This window comes from Cupriavidus sp. GW823-FHT07A04, assembly GCF_058794615.1.
Map to the genome: position 1 here is coordinate 147,078 of NZ_JBXAHA010000003.1, position 17,787 is coordinate 164,864.

Consider the following 17,787-nt stretch of genomic DNA (forward strand, 5'->3'; position numbering starts at 1 on the left):
CATCCCGGGGCGCCTTGCGCGCCCACCGTGTCAAGTATCAGCCGCTGCGCCGCGGCCAGCGGCGCTGGTCGGCTCCATGGATCCTGGCAACTCGGCCACGGCTCTGTCTGGCAGCGCCAGGTACGGCTATCGCCTGCTGGCCGTCATGGCCGCGTCCAGTCTCGCCGCCATGCTCCTCTACAATGGATCACCGAGCGCGTTCAAGGCGTGGACCGGTAGTGCGCCGGGCGCGCATCGGCGAGTCGGGAGCGGTAGCTGGCCGCTGCCGATTTACATAACGAGAAACACAGAGGAGAGACAACCCGTGCCCCACCCGCTCATCCGCACCGCCCTGTTGTCCACCGCCCTTCTGCTCGCTTGCCTCAAGGCCCTCCCCGCCCACGCCGACATCCGCGTGGGCATTGACGTCTCCACCACCGGCCCGGCCGCCTCCATCGGCATCCCGTCCAAGAACACGATCATGATGTGGCCGCAGACCCTGGGCGGCCAGCGCGCGCAGTACGTGATCCTGGACGATGGTTCCGACCCGGCCGCGGCCGTGCGCAATGTGCGCAAGCTGATCTCCGAGGAAAAGGTGGATGTGGTGGTGGGCCCCAACATCACGCCCACCGCCATTGCTGCGCTGGATGCCGTGGCGGAGGGCGAGACGCCGATGGTGGCGCTGGCTGCGTCGGCTGCCATCATCGAGCCGCAGTCGGACCCCAAGCGGCGCTGGGCGTTCAAGATGCCGCAAAACGATTCGCATATGGCTACGGTCCTGACCGAGTACATGAGCAACCACGGCATCAGGACTGTCGGCTTCATCGGCTTCAACGATGCCTACGGCGAGAGCTGGTGGCGCGAGTTCTCCAAGCTGGCGGAGGTGCGCAAGCTCAAGGTGGTGGCCAATGAGCGCTTCTCGCGCAACGATACCTCGGTGACCGGCCAGGTGCTCAAGCTGATGGCGGCCACCCCGGATGCAATCCTGATTGCCGGCGCGGGCACGCCGTCGGTATTGCCGCAGAAGACCCTGGCCGAGCGCGGCTACAAGGGCAAGGTGTATCAGACGCACGGCATCGCCACCTGGGATTTCCTGCGGGTAGGCGGCAAGGATGTGGAAGGCACGCTGTTCCCGACCGGGCCGGTGGTGGTGGCGCGGCAGTTGCCGGACGGCCATCCGGTAAAGAAGGTGGCGCTGGATTTCGTGACGCGCTATGAAGCGAAGTACGGCACGGACAGCATCACGCAATTCGCCGGCGATGCCTGGGGCGCGTGGATGCTGCTGGACGATGCCGCGCGCCGTGCCGGCAAGAGCGGCGCGCAGCCGGGCACGCGCGAGTTCCGCCACGCCATGCGCGATGCGCTGGAGACCACCACCAACCTGACCATTCCCAATGGCGTGATGAACCTGAGCGCGATGGACCATCAGGGCTTTGACCAGCGCTCGCGCGTAATGGGTGTGATCCGCGACGGCAAGTTTGCCTACGCGTCAGACAAGTAAGGATGTTTGAGATGAACGATACGACGATTGGCTTTATCGGCCTTGGTGCCATGGGCACGCCGATGGTGCGCCACCTGCTCGCCGGCGGCCACGCCGTGCGCGTCTATGTGCGCCGCCCCGAGGCCGCCGACGCGGCCCGCGCGCTTGGCGCCGTGCCCTGCACCACGCCGGCGCAAGCCGCGCGCGGCGCCTCGGTGGTGTTTACCAACGTCACGTCATCGGACGATGTGCAGGCCGTGCTGCTGGGCGAGCACGGCGTGATCGAAGGCGCGGCGCCGGGCACCATCTGCATCGACCACAGCACCATCTCGCCCATCGTCACCCGCGAGATTGCCGCCAGGCTGGCCGAGCGCGGCATCGAAGCACTGGACTGTCCGGTCTCCGGCGGCACGGTCGGCGCCGAGGCCGCCAGCCTCACCATCATGGTGGGCGGCAAGGCCGAGATGCTGGAGCGCGTGCGGCCGCTGCTCGCGCTGCTCGGCAAGACCATCACCCACATCGGCGATCATGGCGCGGGACAAGTCGCCAAGCTGTGCAACCAGATCGCGCAGGTGGTCAATATCGAAGGCATTGCCGAAGCCATGCGCTTCGCGCAGGCGCAGCAGGTGGACAGCGGCCGCGTGCTGCAAGCCATGGCCACCGGCATGGCCGGCAGCCGCATGCTCGACATGATGGGACCGAAGATGGTCGCCCACGACTTTGCCCCCGGTATCGAAGCGCGGCTGCACGACAAGGACTTCGGCCTGGCCGCGCAGATTGCACGCCAGCTCGGGCTGGAGCTGCCGGCCATGCAAGCCACCTCGCGCCAGCTCGGCACGCTGATGGAAAAGGGCTGGGGCAAGGACGATACGTCGTCGCTGCTGCGGGTGCTGGAGGGCTGAATGGCCGAAGAGTGGCCAAAGAGGAGACGCTAAGCCACCCCCATCATCCGCCGCACAGCCAGCAGCAGCGGGCTGTCCTTGTCGGCGAAATCATGCATCACGTTGAAATGGTGCCTGTCGGGCATCGGCACATGCGCCGCGCCCGCTGCCTGCGCGTTGGCGGGCCAGCCGGCGCGCAGCAGATCGGTCTGCCGGTGGTATTCGCCCGGCTCCAGCCCGCCCACCGCGGTGACCAGCGGCGCAGCCGTGGCCGGCGGCAGGAAGGCCGGCGAGAGCCGGTCGACATCCCCTTCCGACAGCTTCAGGTCGACCTGCAGGAAATCCGCCCGGCGCAGCGGCTCCAGGTCATGCAGGCCGCTGACCGAGACCACGCCCTTGACCAGGTCGGCCGGCAGATCGCTGCCTACGCGCGGCCATAGCGTGGTGAGCATCATCGCGGCCATGTGACCGCCAACGGAATGCCCGCCCACGAAGATGCGCGCTTTGTCGTGGCCAAGCCGGCCGGACTCCCGGTACAGCCACGCCACGCTGCGCACGGCCTGCAGCACGATGGTCTCCACCGTCACCGCCGGGCACAGCGAGTAATTGATCACCGCCACCGACACGCCGCAGTGCGGCAACGCATTGGCCACCAGGCTGTGGTCGCGCTTGTCCAGCGCGCGCCAGTAGCCGCCATGGAGGAACACCAGCAGCGGCGGCGGCCCATCGGTGGCGCCCGGCTCGGCCGGAAAGTAATCGAGCCGCTCGTCCGCCGCGTGCGGGCCAGGCTCGGCACCGGCATAGCTCAGGTCCTCCAGCCAGCCGGCGCGCTTGCGCACCTGCAGCGACAACGCCGCCCAGTGGGCCATGTGGGCGGCATTGTCGGGCACATTGGCCCGGTTGTTGTATTCGCGTGCGTAGAAGGCGGGATCCTGCGACGGCAGCTGTGCAAGGCTGGCGAGGGAGGGCTGGGCTGACATGTGGCTCCGGGGTGGATGGGAGAAGCCGGGCGGCGCCACGGCTCCAAGCATGCTAGCGCGTTCGCACAGCGTCAGATATCGACAACTTCCCGGATATCTGCCCTACCGTCCCCATCGCCCCATCGTCGTCTAACGTCATCCGCGCGCCGGCCAGGACCACCTGCCGGGTCCGCGCCCCTGGCGCTTCGCCCGTGTAAAGGCATCGCCTCGCGCTGAAAATTGGGGTGACCACAAGGGTTTCCCCACACCCATACCCCTCCCCGCACCCCTACCAATACCCCTACCAATACCCCTACCAATACCCCTACCAATACCCCTACCAATACCCCTACCAATATTGCCGCGAAATTCAAGACTTTTCCTATTCTATTTTTTTACCGCGGAAAATATACTGCAGTTGCGCGATCAAAAGCCGTTGCATCGCCTATGCACTGCCGGCACGCAAGAAGAGGGGAGTTCCGAACGTTGCCAGCAGATTGAGGCGACCTGCCCAGTAACGTCAACGCATTGATCTAAATCGCCACTTAAGCCGAATTCCACAGCAGAAATCGGGAGGCGAAATATTCGCGCAACTTGCGCGGGATGCGAGACGAGAAGCTGTGGCCACAGCAGCGCCTGAAATCAGATTTTTTCTCGGCTAAAAATAATTTACGCATACTTGCTGGCTCCTGGACTAGTTACAACGGGCGATTCGCCTTGTGACGATGCCTTGGCCAAACCTTGTCTATTTGGTGGAATGATGAAAAAACTGATCAGAATTTTTGCCTTTTTTAGCATCGCCATTTTGTTGAATGCAATACCTTCGATAGCGCAAGCCCAACTAGCGTGTCCCTACACGACGCTTATGGCACCGCCGTCGACAATCGCTTTCGATCCAACGGTCCCGGACGGGACGGTACTGTGGAGTAGAGGTATTCAGACGCAGTTTCGTAGTACCAGCTCAATTAATGGCGCCCGCTGGTGTCCGAAAGGGCTCACTAGATTTGGCATCACAGGATCAAAACCCTATCTGGGCAACAATCTTTACGAGACTGGCATACCCGGTATTTCGTATCGTTTCAAGATGCGTGATCCGGTAATCGGCCAGCAAATGTGTTGGACGCAATATTTTCCAGGCGTCTGCGTAATCGAGTCGGGAGGAATGGTAAACCATACGTTGTCCGTTGAACTTATAAAGACAGGCTCAATTACCGGCGGCGGGATATTGTCAGGAATGTTTGCGCACTGGTACTATGACGGTGATTATGCCACCTACTCTTGGGGGGGCAGCGTCGTAATACAGCCAACTATCCCGACATGCAAGGTATCGACGCCATCGATTGCGGTCCGTCTTCGAGACGTGAATGTCAACGTCTTTAGCGGAGTCGGAAAAACGTCACCAAGCCAGCCATTTGATATCGTACTGCAGTGCTCTGGCGGAGATACCGGAACAAAAACAAATATCTATACGACGCTGACCGACCAGACCGATCCAAGTAACGTTTCAGATACCCTGTCCCTTACCAAGGACTCCACTGCCACCGGCGTTGGCATTCAGGTTTTAAATGGGAGCACGGTGATCAAATATGGCCCGGATTCCAGCGCCGCGGGCAATAAGAATCAGTGGAAGGCAGGTTCAACTGGTAATGGCACATTCACCATACCGCTGACAGCCCGGTACATCCAGACCACGCCCTCGGTGAAAGCGGGAACTGCAAATGGTCGTGCGACTTTCACGATGAACTATCAGTAAAGAACAAATATGTGATTAAAAGTGTGAAGCCAGGGTGAACGGACCGCCCTGGCCATGGACCTGCTCTGCCGCCAGAAGACCCATTCCGTCTTCACCGAGGCCACCGGCCCGCGCCTGCCACGACTCGGCGCGCCTGCGCGGCTAGCCCACCTTCGGCGATCTCATCCGCCGTACCGCCCGGAAGCCGCCTGAATCCTGCGATCGCAGCCGGGCGACGCGGGACAAGCGGACGCGCCAGGGCCGCGGATGGGGCGCGTTGGGGGTCCGCTACCGGGGCCAGTTGTGGCCCGGCAGGATTTGCGGCATAATTCCCGGCTCAGCACCGTGCTGGTACGCCGGACTCCCGGCAAATCCGCCAGCACCCACTCAGCCCGGGTGGTGAAACAGGTAGACGCAGGGGACTCAAAATCCCCCGCCGCAAGGCGTGTCGGTTCGAGTCCGACCCCGGGCACCACTACATTTCCCAAAAGAAACAAGCCGATACGCCCAAAGGGTGCTGGCCCGACGCTATGCGGGAAAAAACTCAACCCGCTCCCCGGCGCCAGCCATCGACTGCCCAAACGTAATCCAGCCGTGCCCTCTGAGCGCGACCTCATCACGGCGCAGGATGATTTCGTCATCGCCATCGATGGCGACATGCGTGCCATTCGCGCTTCGGTCGATCAGCATGTATTTACCCGCGCGGAACTCGACCGTTGCATGGAACCGCGATGTCTGCGGATCCGCGACGACGATCGTCATCGCGGCGTCGCGCCCTATCGTGACCGGCGGCGAGGCGCCGTTCATGCGAACCTCCATCTCCCGATACCGCAGCGTTAGCAGCGCGGGGCGGATCGCGCGCCGGCTTACGTCGGCGAGAATCGTCATGTCTGCGTTCTCTTGCCATATCGCTTCGAACAATTCCACGGGCGCTTCCTTCCCGCGCACCTGTATCGGGTAGAGGTAGCGCATCACCTGGCGCAGCGTCGCCGGCAGATGTGCCACGGCATCCTTGCTGGTGATGATCTGCCCTTGCGATGCGAGTTTGGACAGGCGCGCGGCAAGGTTCACCGTGTCACCAAATACATCGCCCGATGCGTCGCGCAGGATCGGGCCGTGGTGAAAGCCGATATGGATCGACATGGGCAGGCCGGATACCGGCGGCAGTTCGGCAATCGCCACTTGCATGTCGAGTGCAGCCTGCATGGCATTTTCGGCGGACGGGAACAACACCATGACTTCGTCCCCGATCGTCTTCACGACCCGGCCTTGCTGCGCCGACGAACAGGATTTCATCAGGGCGATGCACTGCCCGATTGCGCCGAAGGCAGCCGCATTGCCGGCCTTCTCATATAGCTTTGTGCTGCTGCTGACATCCGCGAACAGCACGGACCCGTCTGCGTCGGCCTGCGCAGGTATCGATTCCCGGTCCATATGTGTCTCAACCTGTTTGTGTCTCAACCTGTTCGCGTCTCAACCCGTTCGCGCGCCTCGCGCGGCGCCCTGCACTGATGGTAGTACGCGGCCAAACGCTCAAAGGAATGTTTCAGCGATATCGATCGAAGAGTGCTGGCCAAGTGCCTCGAAGTTTGCCGCGAGCCAGGCGTCGGCCCGCTCGCGCCCGAGCGTGAACAGGCCGCGCAGGAAGGCCCAGTCCGCGTTGAACTTGCTGGGCGCGCCCAGCCGCGCCATCTCGGTTTCTGCATCGATGCTGTGGATCAGCATGCGGCGGTAGCGTGACGGGTCGAGCGCGCCTTCATCGATCAGCCGGGTGATGAACTCGATGGCGCGCATCTCGCGCATCAACGAGGAGTTGAAGCTGAGCGTGTTGATACGGTCCAGGATTTCGCGTGCCGTGACAGGCACCTGGGGAATGTGGATCGGGTTGAGGCGGATGATCAGCACATCGCGGCTGTCGGTCTCATAGATCAGCGGATAGATTGGCGGGTTGCCCATGTAACCGCCGTCCCAGTAATACTCGCCGTCGATCTCCACAGCCTGGAACAGCGTCGGCAGGCAGGCCGAAGCCATCACGGCCTTGGCGCAGACCTCGCCAGTGCTGAACACGCGGATGCGCCCGCGCAGCACATTGGTTGCGCACAGGAACAGCTTGACGCTCTTGCTGCGGCGCAGCACCTCGAAATCGATGGTCTCATCCAGGATGTTCTGCAGCGGGTTGAGATTGCAAGGATTGAGCTGGTAAGGCGAGTAAAAGCGCGTGAGATGGTCGAACATCATCCACGCGGGCGACATCTCCATATTGCCGCCGGCGCCCATCAACCGGTCCAGCCAGGTAGGTTGCAGGGGACTCAGCTTCGCGCAGTCGGACACCTTGCGCCAGCACGTCTCCAGGGCCTGCCGCGCGCCTTCCGGCCCACCGCTTGCCAGGCCGTAGGCGAGCACGGTGGCGTTGACGGCACCGGCGCTGGTGCCACTGATGCCGTCGATGCCGATGCGCTTGTCTTCCAGCAGCCGGTCCAGCACGCCCCAGCTGAATGCCCCGTGGGTGCCGCCCCCTTGCAACGCGATGTTGATGCGGCGGATCGCGGGGGGGTGATTGGCTTGCATGGTGGCCTCCGGTTTCTGTGCCTCAGCGCCTCAGCGCCTCAGCGCCTCGGTGCCGCAGTGCCGCAGTGCTTCCGTACCGGGGAGCGGCGCTGGCTTCGCGGCGAGCGAGGAACATCTCCGTATGGTAGATGCGGGCGAACAATCCGCAGTGGCGTCATCTCCAGAGGTTTGCGCCGGATGCCTGTCGAACAAGTGTCCCATCGAGCATGGCCATGCATCCAGACCATGCCGACGGTGGCCTGCCAGTTGCTCAAGGACTTCGGGCTGGCGGCCTTTGTTGCCATCGTCGGCATCAACTCCGGGCTGCAGGCGGTGACCACGCTCAAGCAAAGCGGGCTGACCATCTTCCTGCTGGGCGCGGTGGTGACGCTGCTGCCGCTGTTTCTCACCATGCTGTTCGGCCGCTACGTGCTCAAGTACGACAACGCCGCACTGCTGGCCGGCGCGCTGTCGGGCTCGCGCAGCGCCAACGCGGCCTTCGGCGGCATCCTGGACAAGGCGGAAAGCCCGGTGCCAACAGTGCCCTTCGCCATCACCTACGCACTGGCCAACGTACTGCTGACCCTGCTGGGGCCGCTGGTGGTCGGCCTGGTGTAGCGCGGTGCGCCTGCAAGCCAGCAGCAGCCCCCCGCACAAGCGCTCTTTGCCTTCCCGGGCCCGGCCGCGCCGGCCAGGTCCACCCCCAACAAGCCTTACCCCTGGAGCCTGTCATGACCAAACCTGACCTTTCCAAGCTGGCGAGCCATTCGCCCTTCGAACTCAAGGACGAGCTGATCAAGCTCGCCAGGAGCTGTCGATCGACGCGGACCCGAACCAGCGCTGGCAATACGCCAACAAGGAGCTCGACAAGCTGCGCGACCCCAAGGTCAAGGCGTTCTTCCTGGTGAACCCGAGCGACCCGCCGTCGGTGCGCATGAGCGACGAGAGCCTGGAGTACCTGGCCTCGATCGTGGAAGAGCGGCCGGACCTGATCATCCTGACCGACGATGTGTATGGCACCTTTGCCGACAACTTCGTCTCGCTGTTCGCGATGTGCCCCAAAAACACCATCCTGGTGTACTCGTTCTCCAAGTACTTTGGCGCAACAGGCTGGCGCCTCGGCGTCATCGCCACGCACCAGGACAACGTCTTCGACGCGCTGATCGCCAAGCTGCCCAAGCCCCAGCACGACGGCCTGCACAAGCGCTACAACTCCATCACCACCGAGCCGGACAAGCTCAAGTTCATCGACCGCCTGGTCGCCGACAGCCGCACCGTGGCGCTGAACCACACGGCCGGGCTGTCCACGCCGCAGCAGGTGCAGATGGTGCTGTTCTCGCTGTTCTCGCTGATGGACACGCATGACGAGTACAAGGCCGCGATGAAGCGCCTGATCCGTAGCCGCAAGGCCGCGTTGTACCGCGAGATCGGCATTGCGCCGGACAACGATGACCCCAATGCCGTGGACTACTACACGCTGCTCGACATCGAGCAGCTCGGCGGCAAGGCCATCGGCCCGGACTTCGTCAAATGGGTGCTCAACTCCGCCGAGCCGGTGGAGCTGCTGTTCCGCCTCGCCGAGGCAGCGGGCGTGGTGCTGCTGCCGGGCCGCGGCTTTGGCACGCGCCATCCCTCCGGCCGCGTGTCGCTGGCCAACCTCAATGAATCGGACTACGTGAAGATCGGCCGTTCGATCCGCAAGCTGTTCGAGGAGTACGTGGAGCGGTACAACAAGGCCACGGGCAGCAAGGCGCGCAAGGACGTGACGAAGAAGTAAGCCATAGGCTGTGTCAGGCGGATGCCGGCATGATCCGGCATCCGCCTGACACACGCTCCAACGCACGGCTCTGGTATGGTGGGCGGTCCGCCCTACCAGAGCCGAGCCGCCGAGCCGCATGTCCCCTTCCCTTCTAGATACCTTCCTGCCTGCGCCTTGGGTCGCCTCGCTGCAAGGCGCCATGCCGGTGGGCTTTTCCTGGTGGTGGCCCTCGCTGTTCACACTGGCGGAATGGGCGATCCGCCTGGCCATGCTGGTCTACGTGCCACAGCGCCGTGCCCCGGCGGCCGCGCGCACCTGGCTGCTGCTGATCTTCTTCCTGCCATGGCTGGGGCTGGTGCTCTATGCGCTGTTCGGCCGCATCTACTATCCCAAGTCGCGCCGGCTCAAGCTGGCCCGCATCAACCAAGGCATCGCAAGCGTGCGTGACCGGGTGGCACGCTTCGCGCCATTGCAGCCGCTGCCCGCCGCCGTTGCCGCCGATGCGGCCGGCCTGATCGAGCGGCTCGGCTCCTACTCGCCGATGCGCGGCAATGCCGTGACGCTGCTCGACGACTATGACGCGACGGTGGCCGCGATGATTGCCGATATCGACGGCGCCAGGCACCAGGTCCATCTGCTGGTCTATATCTACGCCGCCGACGCAACCGGCCGCGCCTTTACCGACGCCCTGCTGCGGGCCAGCGCGCGGGGCGTGCGCTGCCGCCTGCTGGTGGATGCGCTGGGCGCGCGCGCGGGCTGGCGCATGTTTGCCGATACGCTGCGCGACGGCGGCGTGGAGGTGGTGCAGGCCCTGCCCATGCGCTCGCTGATGGCGGTGCTCAAAGGCAAGAGCGCGCGCTTCGACCTGCGCAATCACCGCAAGATCCTGGTGGTGGATGGCAGCATTGGCTACATCGGCTCGCAAAACGTGATCGATGCCGAGTCGATGCCCGGACTGCCCAATGAAGAGCTGGTGGCGCGCGTGACCGGGCCAGTGGTGGCGGAGCTGCAAGCGGTCTTCCTGGCCGACCGCTACCTGGAAACCGGCGACGGCAACTTCGGCCTCGACAGCTTCCCGCCCATGGAGGCGCAAGGCCCGCACATCGCGCAGATGCTGCCCAGCGGCCCTGGCTACGGCACGCAGAACGCGCAGATGGCGCTGATCAGCATGATCCACCGCGCGCGCAGCGAAGTGGTCATCACCACGCCCTACTTCGTGCCGGATGAAGCGTTCCTGCAAGCGCTGCACCTGGCCTGCTACCGTGGCGTGGCGGTGCACCTGGTGCTGTCGCAACGGATCGACCAGCGCTTCACGCAGGCCGCGCAGGAGGCTTACTTCGGCGTGCTGCTGGACTCGGGGGTGCAGATCCACTTGTACCGCCCCGCCTTCCTGCATGCCAAGCACGTCACCATTGACGATGAAGTTGCCATGGTGGGATCGACCAATATGGATATCCGGTCGTTCGCGCTCAATGCAGAGGCCGCGCTAGTGATCTATGACCGTGATGTGGTAGCGCGCATGCGGCGGATCCAGCAGCGGTATCTGGCCAATAGTGAGACGGTGGTGCGGGCGGTTTGGCAGCGGCGGCCGCTGCATACGCGGACCTGGCAGAATCTTTGCCGGTTGGCGGATTCGTTGCTGTAGGTGTGGGAACGCGGCCGGTGGCCCCGCTGACGCGGGGGGCGTCTCTAGTGGGCGGGGTTTTACTGCTTCTAGCTGCTGGCGCGGCTGTACGGTGTTGGCCGTTTTGGAACGTGTGAGATGTCACTTTTCTTTACTCGTAAAGAAAAGTAACCAAAAGAAAGCGATCCTTGCAGGAGGCTGGCGTGGCGTCATTGGGAACCCCAATGGTTTCGTCGTACGGCCCCGGGTGCTAACGGACTCGTGCCGTTACCGGTTCAGAGCACCACGACCCAGCCAATGCCCAGGGATTCGTGGTGGTCCCCCCGGTAGCGGCCACCACGAGCTTCAAGCCGTCTGTCGCTCGCGGAGTGACTCGCCACGAAGTTGCAAGCGTTCCGTTTTCGTCGTGGGCGCGGTGGCACCGGAATGAAAGACCGAGGAATTCTTCCACCGCGCCCACCCCACCACGAAACCATCGTAGCGTGATATATCGTGGCGCTGCGAACCGGTACCGGCAGATGCGTGAATGAGCAGGGATGCCGCTACCGAGCAGCCTCACCACGAAACCAGCGCCATCCGCAGGATCGTGGCCATTCAAATCGGTACCGCCATGAGGCTATTAAAACCCGGGGCCTGACGACGAAACTACCGGGCTACGCAACCCCGACAAGCCAGCCTCCTGCAAGGATCGCTTTCTCTTGGTTACTTCTCTTTACGAGTAAAGAGAAGTGACATCTCACACGTTCTAAATCGGCCAACACCGCACAGCCGCGACAGCAGCTAGAAGCAGTAAAACCCCGCCCACAGAAGCACAAGAGACGCCCCCCCGCGTCAGCGGGGCCAGCAGACTTAACGCGCCTCCACGTACCCCAACACCGTCTCCAGCATCATCTTCAGCGTAGGCTGGATCCGCGTAGCCCGCGCTTCGTCATAGGCGAAAGGATAGCTCTCGCTCATATAGGCCGACTGCGTCAACTCCAGCTGCACGGCTTGCACACCTTGCGCCGGCACCCCGTACTGCCGCGTGATATAGCCTCCCTTGAAGCGCCCGTTAAGCACCGACGTATAGCCAGGCAACGCGCCAGCGATATCCAGCAGCTGGTTGGCCAGCGCGGCGTCGCAGCTGGCACCATTGGCGGTGCCCAGGTTGAAGTCGGTCAGCTTGCCCTCGAAAAAGCGCGGCAGCACCGAGCGGATCGAATGCGCGTCCCACAGCGCCACCGTGCCATGCTCGGCGCGCAAGCGGGCCAGTTCTTCAGCGAGCGCGCCGTGGTACGGGCGCCAGATGGCGTCGCGGCGCGCGGCGATTTCATCGTCGGCGGGCAGGCCGATGGCGTCGGCGTAGATCGGCGTCTTGTCGAAGGTATCGACCGGGCACAGGCCGGTGGTGTCCTGGCCGGGGTAGAGATTGGCGTTGTCGGGCGGGCGGTTCAGGTCCACCACGTAGCGCGAGTGGGTGGCCACCAGGATGGAGGCGCCGAGCTCGCGCGCGAAATCGTACAGGCGCTCCAGGTGCCAGTCGGTATCGGGCACGGTGCGTGCCTCGGCGGTCAGCCGGTCGGACACGGAGGCCGGCAGGTGGGTGCCGACGTGCGGCATCGACACCAGCATCGGGCGCGTGCCGCGATGCAGGGTGAAAGCGGGGGTATCGGTCGAGAAGGCCATGTTTTCTTGTTTGCTACTTTGCAACATAAAGGCGCAGTGCTCATCAATACGGGCCTGAAGCTTGTAGCATCAAGCTTCAGGCCGCGTGGTGCGCCGGGTTTTAGTCAGTCAGCAGGCTGGCGCGCGCAGCGGCAAAGCGCTTGCCAGCGTCAGCCTGCAAGGCGTGCATACCATGCTGCACGCGCGTGCGGCCCGCCGTGCGGACTTCCGCTAGTGTCTCATGCCCATGGTTGGTGAACACATGGACCGCCAGCGCCTGGCTGCCCGACAAACCTGAGAGCGCGGGATGCGCCCCGTCCAGCACGACGAAATCCGCCTGCTGCCCGACGGCAATCGCGCCGATATCCCGGCCCGACGCACGCGCGCCACCAAAGGCGGCATCAAGGTAAAGGCGGTCCGCCACCTGCTTGTGCGCGTCCGAAGCCAGCACGTTGCGCTTTTGCAGCGCCAGCCGCTGGCCGTACTCGAACAGCCGCAGCTCTTCCACCACGCTGACGCTGGCGTGGCTGTCCGAGCCGATGCCCCAGACACCGCCCTGCCCCAGGTAGGGCGCGGCATCGAATACCCCATCGCCCAGGTTGGCCTCGGTGGTCGGACAGATGCCGGCCACCGCGCCGCTGTGCGCCAGCCGCCGCCGTTCGTCCCAGTCCAGGTGCGTGGCGTGCACCAGGCACCAGCGCGCATCCACCTCGGCATGGTCGAGCAGCCATGCCACCGGGCGTGTGCCCGTGAGCGTGATGCACTCGTCGACCTCGCGCTGCTGCTCGGCGATATGGATGTGCACCGGCGCTGTTGCATCCAGCGCGTGCAGGCCCGCCACGGCGTCGGCAAGACTCTGCGGCGGCACCGCGCGCAGCGAGTGCGGGGCAAGTCCCAGGCGAGCCTGGCCATGGCATTGCGGGGCCAGCCGGCCGAGCAAGGCGAGCATGGCGTGCGTCTCATGCAGGAAGCGGCGCTGATCCGGCACCGCGGGCTTGTCGCCGAAGCCGGCCGTCTGGTACAGCACCGGCAGCAGCGTGATGCCGATGCCAGCGGTCCGCGCGGCGCGCAGCAGGCGCAGCGACATCTCGGCAGGGTCGGCGTAAGGCTTGCCGTGCGTGTCGTGATGCACGTAGTGGAATTCGCAAACGCTGGTGTAGCCTGCGCGCAGCATCTCGATATAGAGCTGCGTGGCGATGGCTTCCAGCGTATCGGGCGAAAGCCGCAGCGCGAAGCGGTACATCAGCTTGCGCCAGCTCCAGAAGGAGTCGCTCTCCTGGCCGTCGGCCAGCGTCTCGCTGCGGAACTCGGTCAGCCCGGCAAAGCCGCGCTGGAACGCGTGCGAATGCAGATTGGGCATGCCCGGCAACAGCGGCCCGGCGGCGCGCGGCACGTCCACGGCGGGTTTCGCGCCGGCCTGTACCGTCGTGAATGCGCCGGCGTCGTCCCAGGCCAGCAGTACATCGCTGGCCCAGCCCGTGGGCAGCAAGGCCTGCGCGGCAAACAGGCTTCCGGCGTTCATGGCCGTACTCCTTGCGCTGGCGTGGCGGCGGGATAGACCTTGCCCTGGCGCACCACGGCGGCGGCGGGATTGCGCCCGAACCAGTAGGCCAGCTCGGCCGGCGAATCGACATTCCACAGCACGAAATCGGCGGCGCGCCCGGCGGCCAGCAAGCCGTGCCGGTCGGATGCGCCCAGCGCGCGCGCGGCGTGCGTGGTGACGCCTGCCAGCACTTCGGGCACGGTCAGCCTGAACAGGGTGCACGCCATATTCATCATCAGCAGCAGCGAAGTGACGGGCGACGTACCGGGATTGTGATCGGTGGAGATCGCCATCGGCACGCCATGCCGGCGCAGCAGGTCGATCGGCGGCAGGTTGGTGTCACGCAGGAAATAATAGGCGCCCGGCAGCAGGACCGCCACCGTGCCCGACCCGGCCATGGCAACGACGCCGGCCTCATCGAGATGTTCCAGGTGATCGGCCGACAGCGCGCGGTAACGCGCCGCCAGCGCGGTGCCACCCAGGTTGCTGAGTTGCTCGGCGTGCAGCTTGACGCGCAAGCCGTGGCGCTCGGCGGCCTGGAACACGCGCTCGGTCTGCGCCAGGCTGAAGCCCACGGATTCGCAGAAGGCGTCCACCGCGTCGATGAGGCCCTCTTCGGCCAGCGCGGGCATCATGGTTTCGCACACCAGCGTGATGTAGTCGTCGGCGCGGCCCGCGTATTCCGGCGGCAGCGCGTGCGCGCCGAGGAAGGTAGTATGCACCGTCACGCCGAAGGCCTCGCCCAGGCGGCGCGCCACGCGCAGCTGCTTGCGCTCGCTGGCGAGGTCCAGGCCGTAGCCGGACTTGATCTCCAGCGTGGTCACGCCTTCGGCCAGCAACGGCGCGAGACGCGCGGCGGCCAGCGCGAACAGCGTGTCTTCATCGGCCGCGCGGGTGGCGCGCACGGTGGAGACGATGCCGCCGCCAGCGCGCGCGATTTCCTCATAGCCTGCGCCGGCCAGGCGCATGGCGAATTCGTCGGCGCGCTGCCCGCCGTACACCAGGTGGGTGTGGCAGTCGACCAGGCCCGGCGTGATCCAGGCGTTGCCCGCGTCATGGCGCGGCAGCGCTGCGTATGCCTGCGGCAGCGCTGCCTGCGCGCCGAGCCACACGATGCAGCCTTGCTGCACGACCAGCGCGGCGTCACGGATGGCCTTGGCGGGATCGCCGTCGGGCAGCAGGTGGCAGCGATGCCAGACGCCGTCGGCGGACAAAGAGGTAACGGCGGCCTGCGCCGGGTTCAGGTTCATTGCGGGTTCTCCAACTCCAGTTCCAGGGTGACGCACAGGCAAAGCGCGGGCTCCGACATCGCCTGCAGGCGATATGGCACCGCTACGCCTTCGGCAAACAGCATGCCGTCGTCGCTGGCCAGCACGGCTTGCCCGCCCTGGCCGGCAACGCCGTGGCGCCATGCCCCCTCAACCACAAACAACAACACCACATGCGCGCCGGGCGCGATCGTGAATTCGTCGCGCGCCGCGACCACGCTCGCGCGGCACTGGCCGCGCCGCGTCATCACATTGAAGTCGCGCGTGGCGCCATCCAGCAGCGTGGCTTGCACGCCGCGCTCGCCGGCAAAGGCAAAGGGCTCGCCAACGGTATCGAGGCGATGATCGAAGCTGCCATCGTCAGCCAGCAGGCGTACGCCCTCGCCGTCCAGCAGCACGATCTGGCGATCGATGCCGGGAAAGGCGGAGAACGGCCCATCGGCGGCGATGTCGGCCACGCTCACGCGCCACAGGAATGCGTCCATGCCGGCGCCCGGCGGCCACGCCGCGATCTCGCGGGTGACGCCGCCGCCGTTCTTCCAGGGCTGCGCGGCCAGCGCGCCGAGCGAGAAACGTTCGACGCCGTTCATGCGCCTGCCGCCTTCGGCACCATCGGCAGGTTCAGGCCCTTCTCATGGGCGCAGTCGATCGCGCTTTCGTAGCCGGCGTCGGCGTGGCGCATCACGCCGGTGGCAGGGTCGTTCCACAACACGCGTTCGATGCGCTTGGCCGCGGCGTCAGTGCCGTCGCAGACGATCACCACGCCCGAATGCTGCGAGAAGCCCATGCCCACACCGCCGCCGTGATGCAGGCTGACCCACGTGGCGCCGCCCGCGGTGTTGAGCAGCGCGTTGAGCAGCGGCCAGTCGGACACCGCGTCGGAGCCGTCGCGCATGGCTTCGGTCTCGCGGTTGGGGCTGGCAACCGAGCCGCAATCCAGGTGGTCGCGGCCGATCACGATCGGCGCCTTCAGCTCGCCGTTCTTCACCATCTCGTTGAAGGCCAGGCCCGCGCGGTGGCGCTCGTCCAGTCCCACCCAGCAGATGCGCGCGGGCAGGCCCTGGAAGGCGATGCGGTCGCGCGCCATGTCCAGCCAGCGGTGCAGGTGCGCGTCTTCGGGGAACAGCTCCTTCATCTTGGCATCGGTCTTGTAGATGTCCTCGGGGTCGCCCGATAGCGCAACCCAGCGGAACGGGCCCTTGCCTCGGCAAAACAGCGGGCGGATATACGCCGGCACAAACCCCGGGAAATCGAAGGCATTGGCCACGCCTTCGTCAAAGGCGACCTGACGGATGTTGTTGCCGTAGTCCAGCGTGGGCACGCCCATCTGCTGGAAGGCCAGCATGGCCTGCACGTGCTTGACGATGGAAGTCTTGGCAGCGGCCTCGACCGATTTGGGATCGGTCGTGCGCGCGGCTTCCCATTGCCCGACGGTCCAGCCCGCCGGCAGGTAGCCGTTGACCAGGTCGTGCGCCGAGGTCTGGTCGGTGACGATGTCCGGGCGCATGCCGCCGGCCTGCGCGCGTTTGACTAGCTCCGGCATGATCTCGGCAGCGTTGCCGAGCAGGCCGACGGAGATGGCCTGCTTGTTGCGCGTGGCTTCTTCGATCATGGCCAGCGCTTCGTCGATGCTGGTGGCCTTCTTGTCGACATAGCGCGTGCGCAGGCGGAAGTCGATGCGCGACTCCTGGCACTCGATCGCCAGCACGCATGCGCCGGCCAGCACGCCGGCCAGCGTCTGCGCGCCGCCCATGCCGCCGAGACCGGCGGTGAGGATCCACTTGCCGGTGAGATCGTTGTTGTAGTGCTGGCGGCCGGCTTCGACAAAGGTTTCGAAGGTGCCCTGCACGATGCCCTGCGTGCCGATATAGATCCACGAGCCGGCAGTCATCTGGCCATACATCATCAGGCCGGCGCGGTCCAGCTCGTTGAACTTGTCCCAGGTGGCCCAGTGCGGCACCAGGTTCGAGTTGGCAATCAGCACGCGCGGCGCGTCGGCATGGGTGCGGAACACGCCCACCGGCTTGCCGGATTGCACCAGCAGCGATTCTTCCTCGCCCAGGTTGCGCAGGCTGTCGAGGATGGCGTCGAAGCACTCCCAGTTGCGCGCCGCCTTGCCAATGCCGCCGTACACCACCAGGTCCTGCGGGCGCTCGGCCACATCGGGATCCAGGTTGTTCTGGAGCATGCGGTAAGCGGCTTCGATCAGCCAGTTCTTGCAGTGCAGCTCGGTGCCGCGCGGCGCGCGGATCTCGCGCTGGCCACGCAGGGGGGCCGCTTTGGTGAATTGGTGTTCGTTGGCGTTCATGTCTGGTTCTCCTGCGTGTTGGGTTCAACCCTGCGCTGCGGTGATTTGTGGGGCGTCGCATTC

General features: G+C 65.1%; 12 protein-coding genes, 1 tRNA gene and 2 pseudogenes. 7 read left to right on the forward strand and 8 right to left on the reverse strand.

The features are described from left to right. The first annotated feature begins 304 nt into the window (after nt 1-304). A complete protein-coding gene (locus AC1Q7Q_RS06455; RefSeq protein ID WP_492373053.1) occupies nt 305-1,480 on the forward strand; it encodes an ABC transporter substrate-binding protein in 1,176 nt (391 codons plus the stop codon). 11 nt (nt 1,481-1,491) lie between these two features. Beyond that, entirely contained in the window at nt 1,492-2,361 is an 870-nt protein-coding gene (locus AC1Q7Q_RS06460; protein WP_492373052.1) for an NAD(P)-dependent oxidoreductase, read from the forward strand. Between the two features lie 29 nt (nt 2,362-2,390). Here AC1Q7Q_RS06460 and AC1Q7Q_RS06465 read toward each other — a convergent pair whose 3' ends face one another. Beyond that, complete coding sequence (locus tag AC1Q7Q_RS06465; protein ID WP_492373051.1) at nt 2,391-3,320, reverse strand: alpha/beta hydrolase; 930 nt, start codon at nt 3,318-3,320, stop codon at nt 2,391-2,393. A 739-nt stretch (nt 3,321-4,059) separates the two neighbouring features. Here AC1Q7Q_RS06465 and AC1Q7Q_RS06470 point away from each other — a divergent pair. Both AC1Q7Q_RS06470 and AC1Q7Q_RS06475 read left to right on the forward strand, forming a co-directional pair. Beyond that, complete coding sequence (locus AC1Q7Q_RS06470; protein WP_492376745.1) at nt 4,060-5,052, forward strand: fimbrial protein; 993 nt, start codon at nt 4,060-4,062, stop codon at nt 5,050-5,052. 369 nt (nt 5,053-5,421) lie between these two features. Continuing rightward, a tRNA-Leu gene (locus AC1Q7Q_RS06475) sits at nt 5,422-5,506 on the forward strand. Nucleotides 5,507-5,559: 53 nt separating this feature from the next. Here the strand turns inward: AC1Q7Q_RS06475 and AC1Q7Q_RS06480 are convergent. Both AC1Q7Q_RS06480 and AC1Q7Q_RS06485 read right to left on the reverse strand, forming a co-directional pair. After that, nucleotides 5,560-6,465, reverse strand: coding sequence for an adenylate/guanylate cyclase domain-containing protein (locus AC1Q7Q_RS06480; protein WP_492376746.1), 906 nt, complete (start codon nt 6,463-6,465; stop codon nt 5,560-5,562). Between the two features lie 99 nt (nt 6,466-6,564). Further along, nucleotides 6,565-7,599 carry a patatin-like phospholipase family protein gene (locus AC1Q7Q_RS06485; protein WP_492376747.1) on the reverse strand — a complete coding sequence of 345 codons (1,035 nt, stop codon included), beginning with the start codon at nt 7,597-7,599 and terminating at the stop codon, nt 6,565-6,567. Nucleotides 7,600-7,824: 225 nt separating this feature from the next. On the opposite strand from AC1Q7Q_RS06485, the pseudogene AC1Q7Q_RS06490 reads away from it, so the two are divergent. The 3 genes and pseudogenes from AC1Q7Q_RS06490 to cls all read left to right on the forward strand — a co-directional run. Then, nucleotides 7,825-8,196: pseudogene (locus tag AC1Q7Q_RS06490) on the forward strand (aspartate-alanine antiporter-like transporter); the annotation flags it as partial. Nucleotides 8,197-8,386: 190 nt separating this feature from the next. Then, a pseudogene (locus AC1Q7Q_RS06495) lies at nt 8,387-9,355 on the forward strand (bifunctional aspartate transaminase/aspartate 4-decarboxylase); the annotation flags it as partial. A 118-nt stretch (nt 9,356-9,473) separates the two neighbouring features. Then, entirely contained in the window at nt 9,474-10,982 is a 1,509-nt protein-coding gene (gene cls / locus AC1Q7Q_RS06500; protein WP_492376748.1) for a cardiolipin synthase, read from the forward strand. An 828-nt stretch (nt 10,983-11,810) separates the two neighbouring features. Here cls and hutG read toward each other — a convergent pair. From hutG to hutU, 5 genes are all read right to left on the reverse strand, one after another. After that, the gene (gene hutG, locus AC1Q7Q_RS06505; RefSeq protein ID WP_492373071.1) at nt 11,811-12,626 is read right to left on the reverse strand and encodes an N-formylglutamate deformylase; all 816 of its coding nucleotides are present in this window, start codon (nt 12,624-12,626) and stop codon (nt 11,811-11,813) included. 100 nt (nt 12,627-12,726) lie between these two features. Then, nucleotides 12,727-14,127, reverse strand: coding sequence for a formimidoylglutamate deiminase (locus AC1Q7Q_RS06510; RefSeq protein ID WP_492373072.1), 1,401 nt, complete (start codon nt 14,125-14,127; stop codon nt 12,727-12,729). Then, complete coding sequence (gene hutI / locus AC1Q7Q_RS06515; protein ID WP_492373073.1) at nt 14,124-15,398, reverse strand: imidazolonepropionase; 1,275 nt, start codon at nt 15,396-15,398, stop codon at nt 14,124-14,126. Before hutI ends, AC1Q7Q_RS06510 begins: the two co-directional genes overlap by 4 nt. Next, the gene (locus AC1Q7Q_RS06520; protein WP_492373074.1) at nt 15,395-16,006 is read right to left on the reverse strand and encodes a HutD/Ves family protein; all 612 of its coding nucleotides are present in this window, start codon (nt 16,004-16,006) and stop codon (nt 15,395-15,397) included. The genes hutI and AC1Q7Q_RS06520 overlap by 4 nt, the downstream gene beginning before the upstream one ends. Then, nucleotides 16,003-17,724, reverse strand: a complete 1,722-nt coding sequence (gene hutU, locus AC1Q7Q_RS06525; protein ID WP_492373075.1) for a urocanate hydratase — start codon at nt 17,722-17,724, stop codon at nt 16,003-16,005. The genes AC1Q7Q_RS06520 and hutU overlap by 4 nt, the downstream gene beginning before the upstream one ends. Between the last annotated feature and the right edge of the window lie 63 nt (nt 17,725-17,787).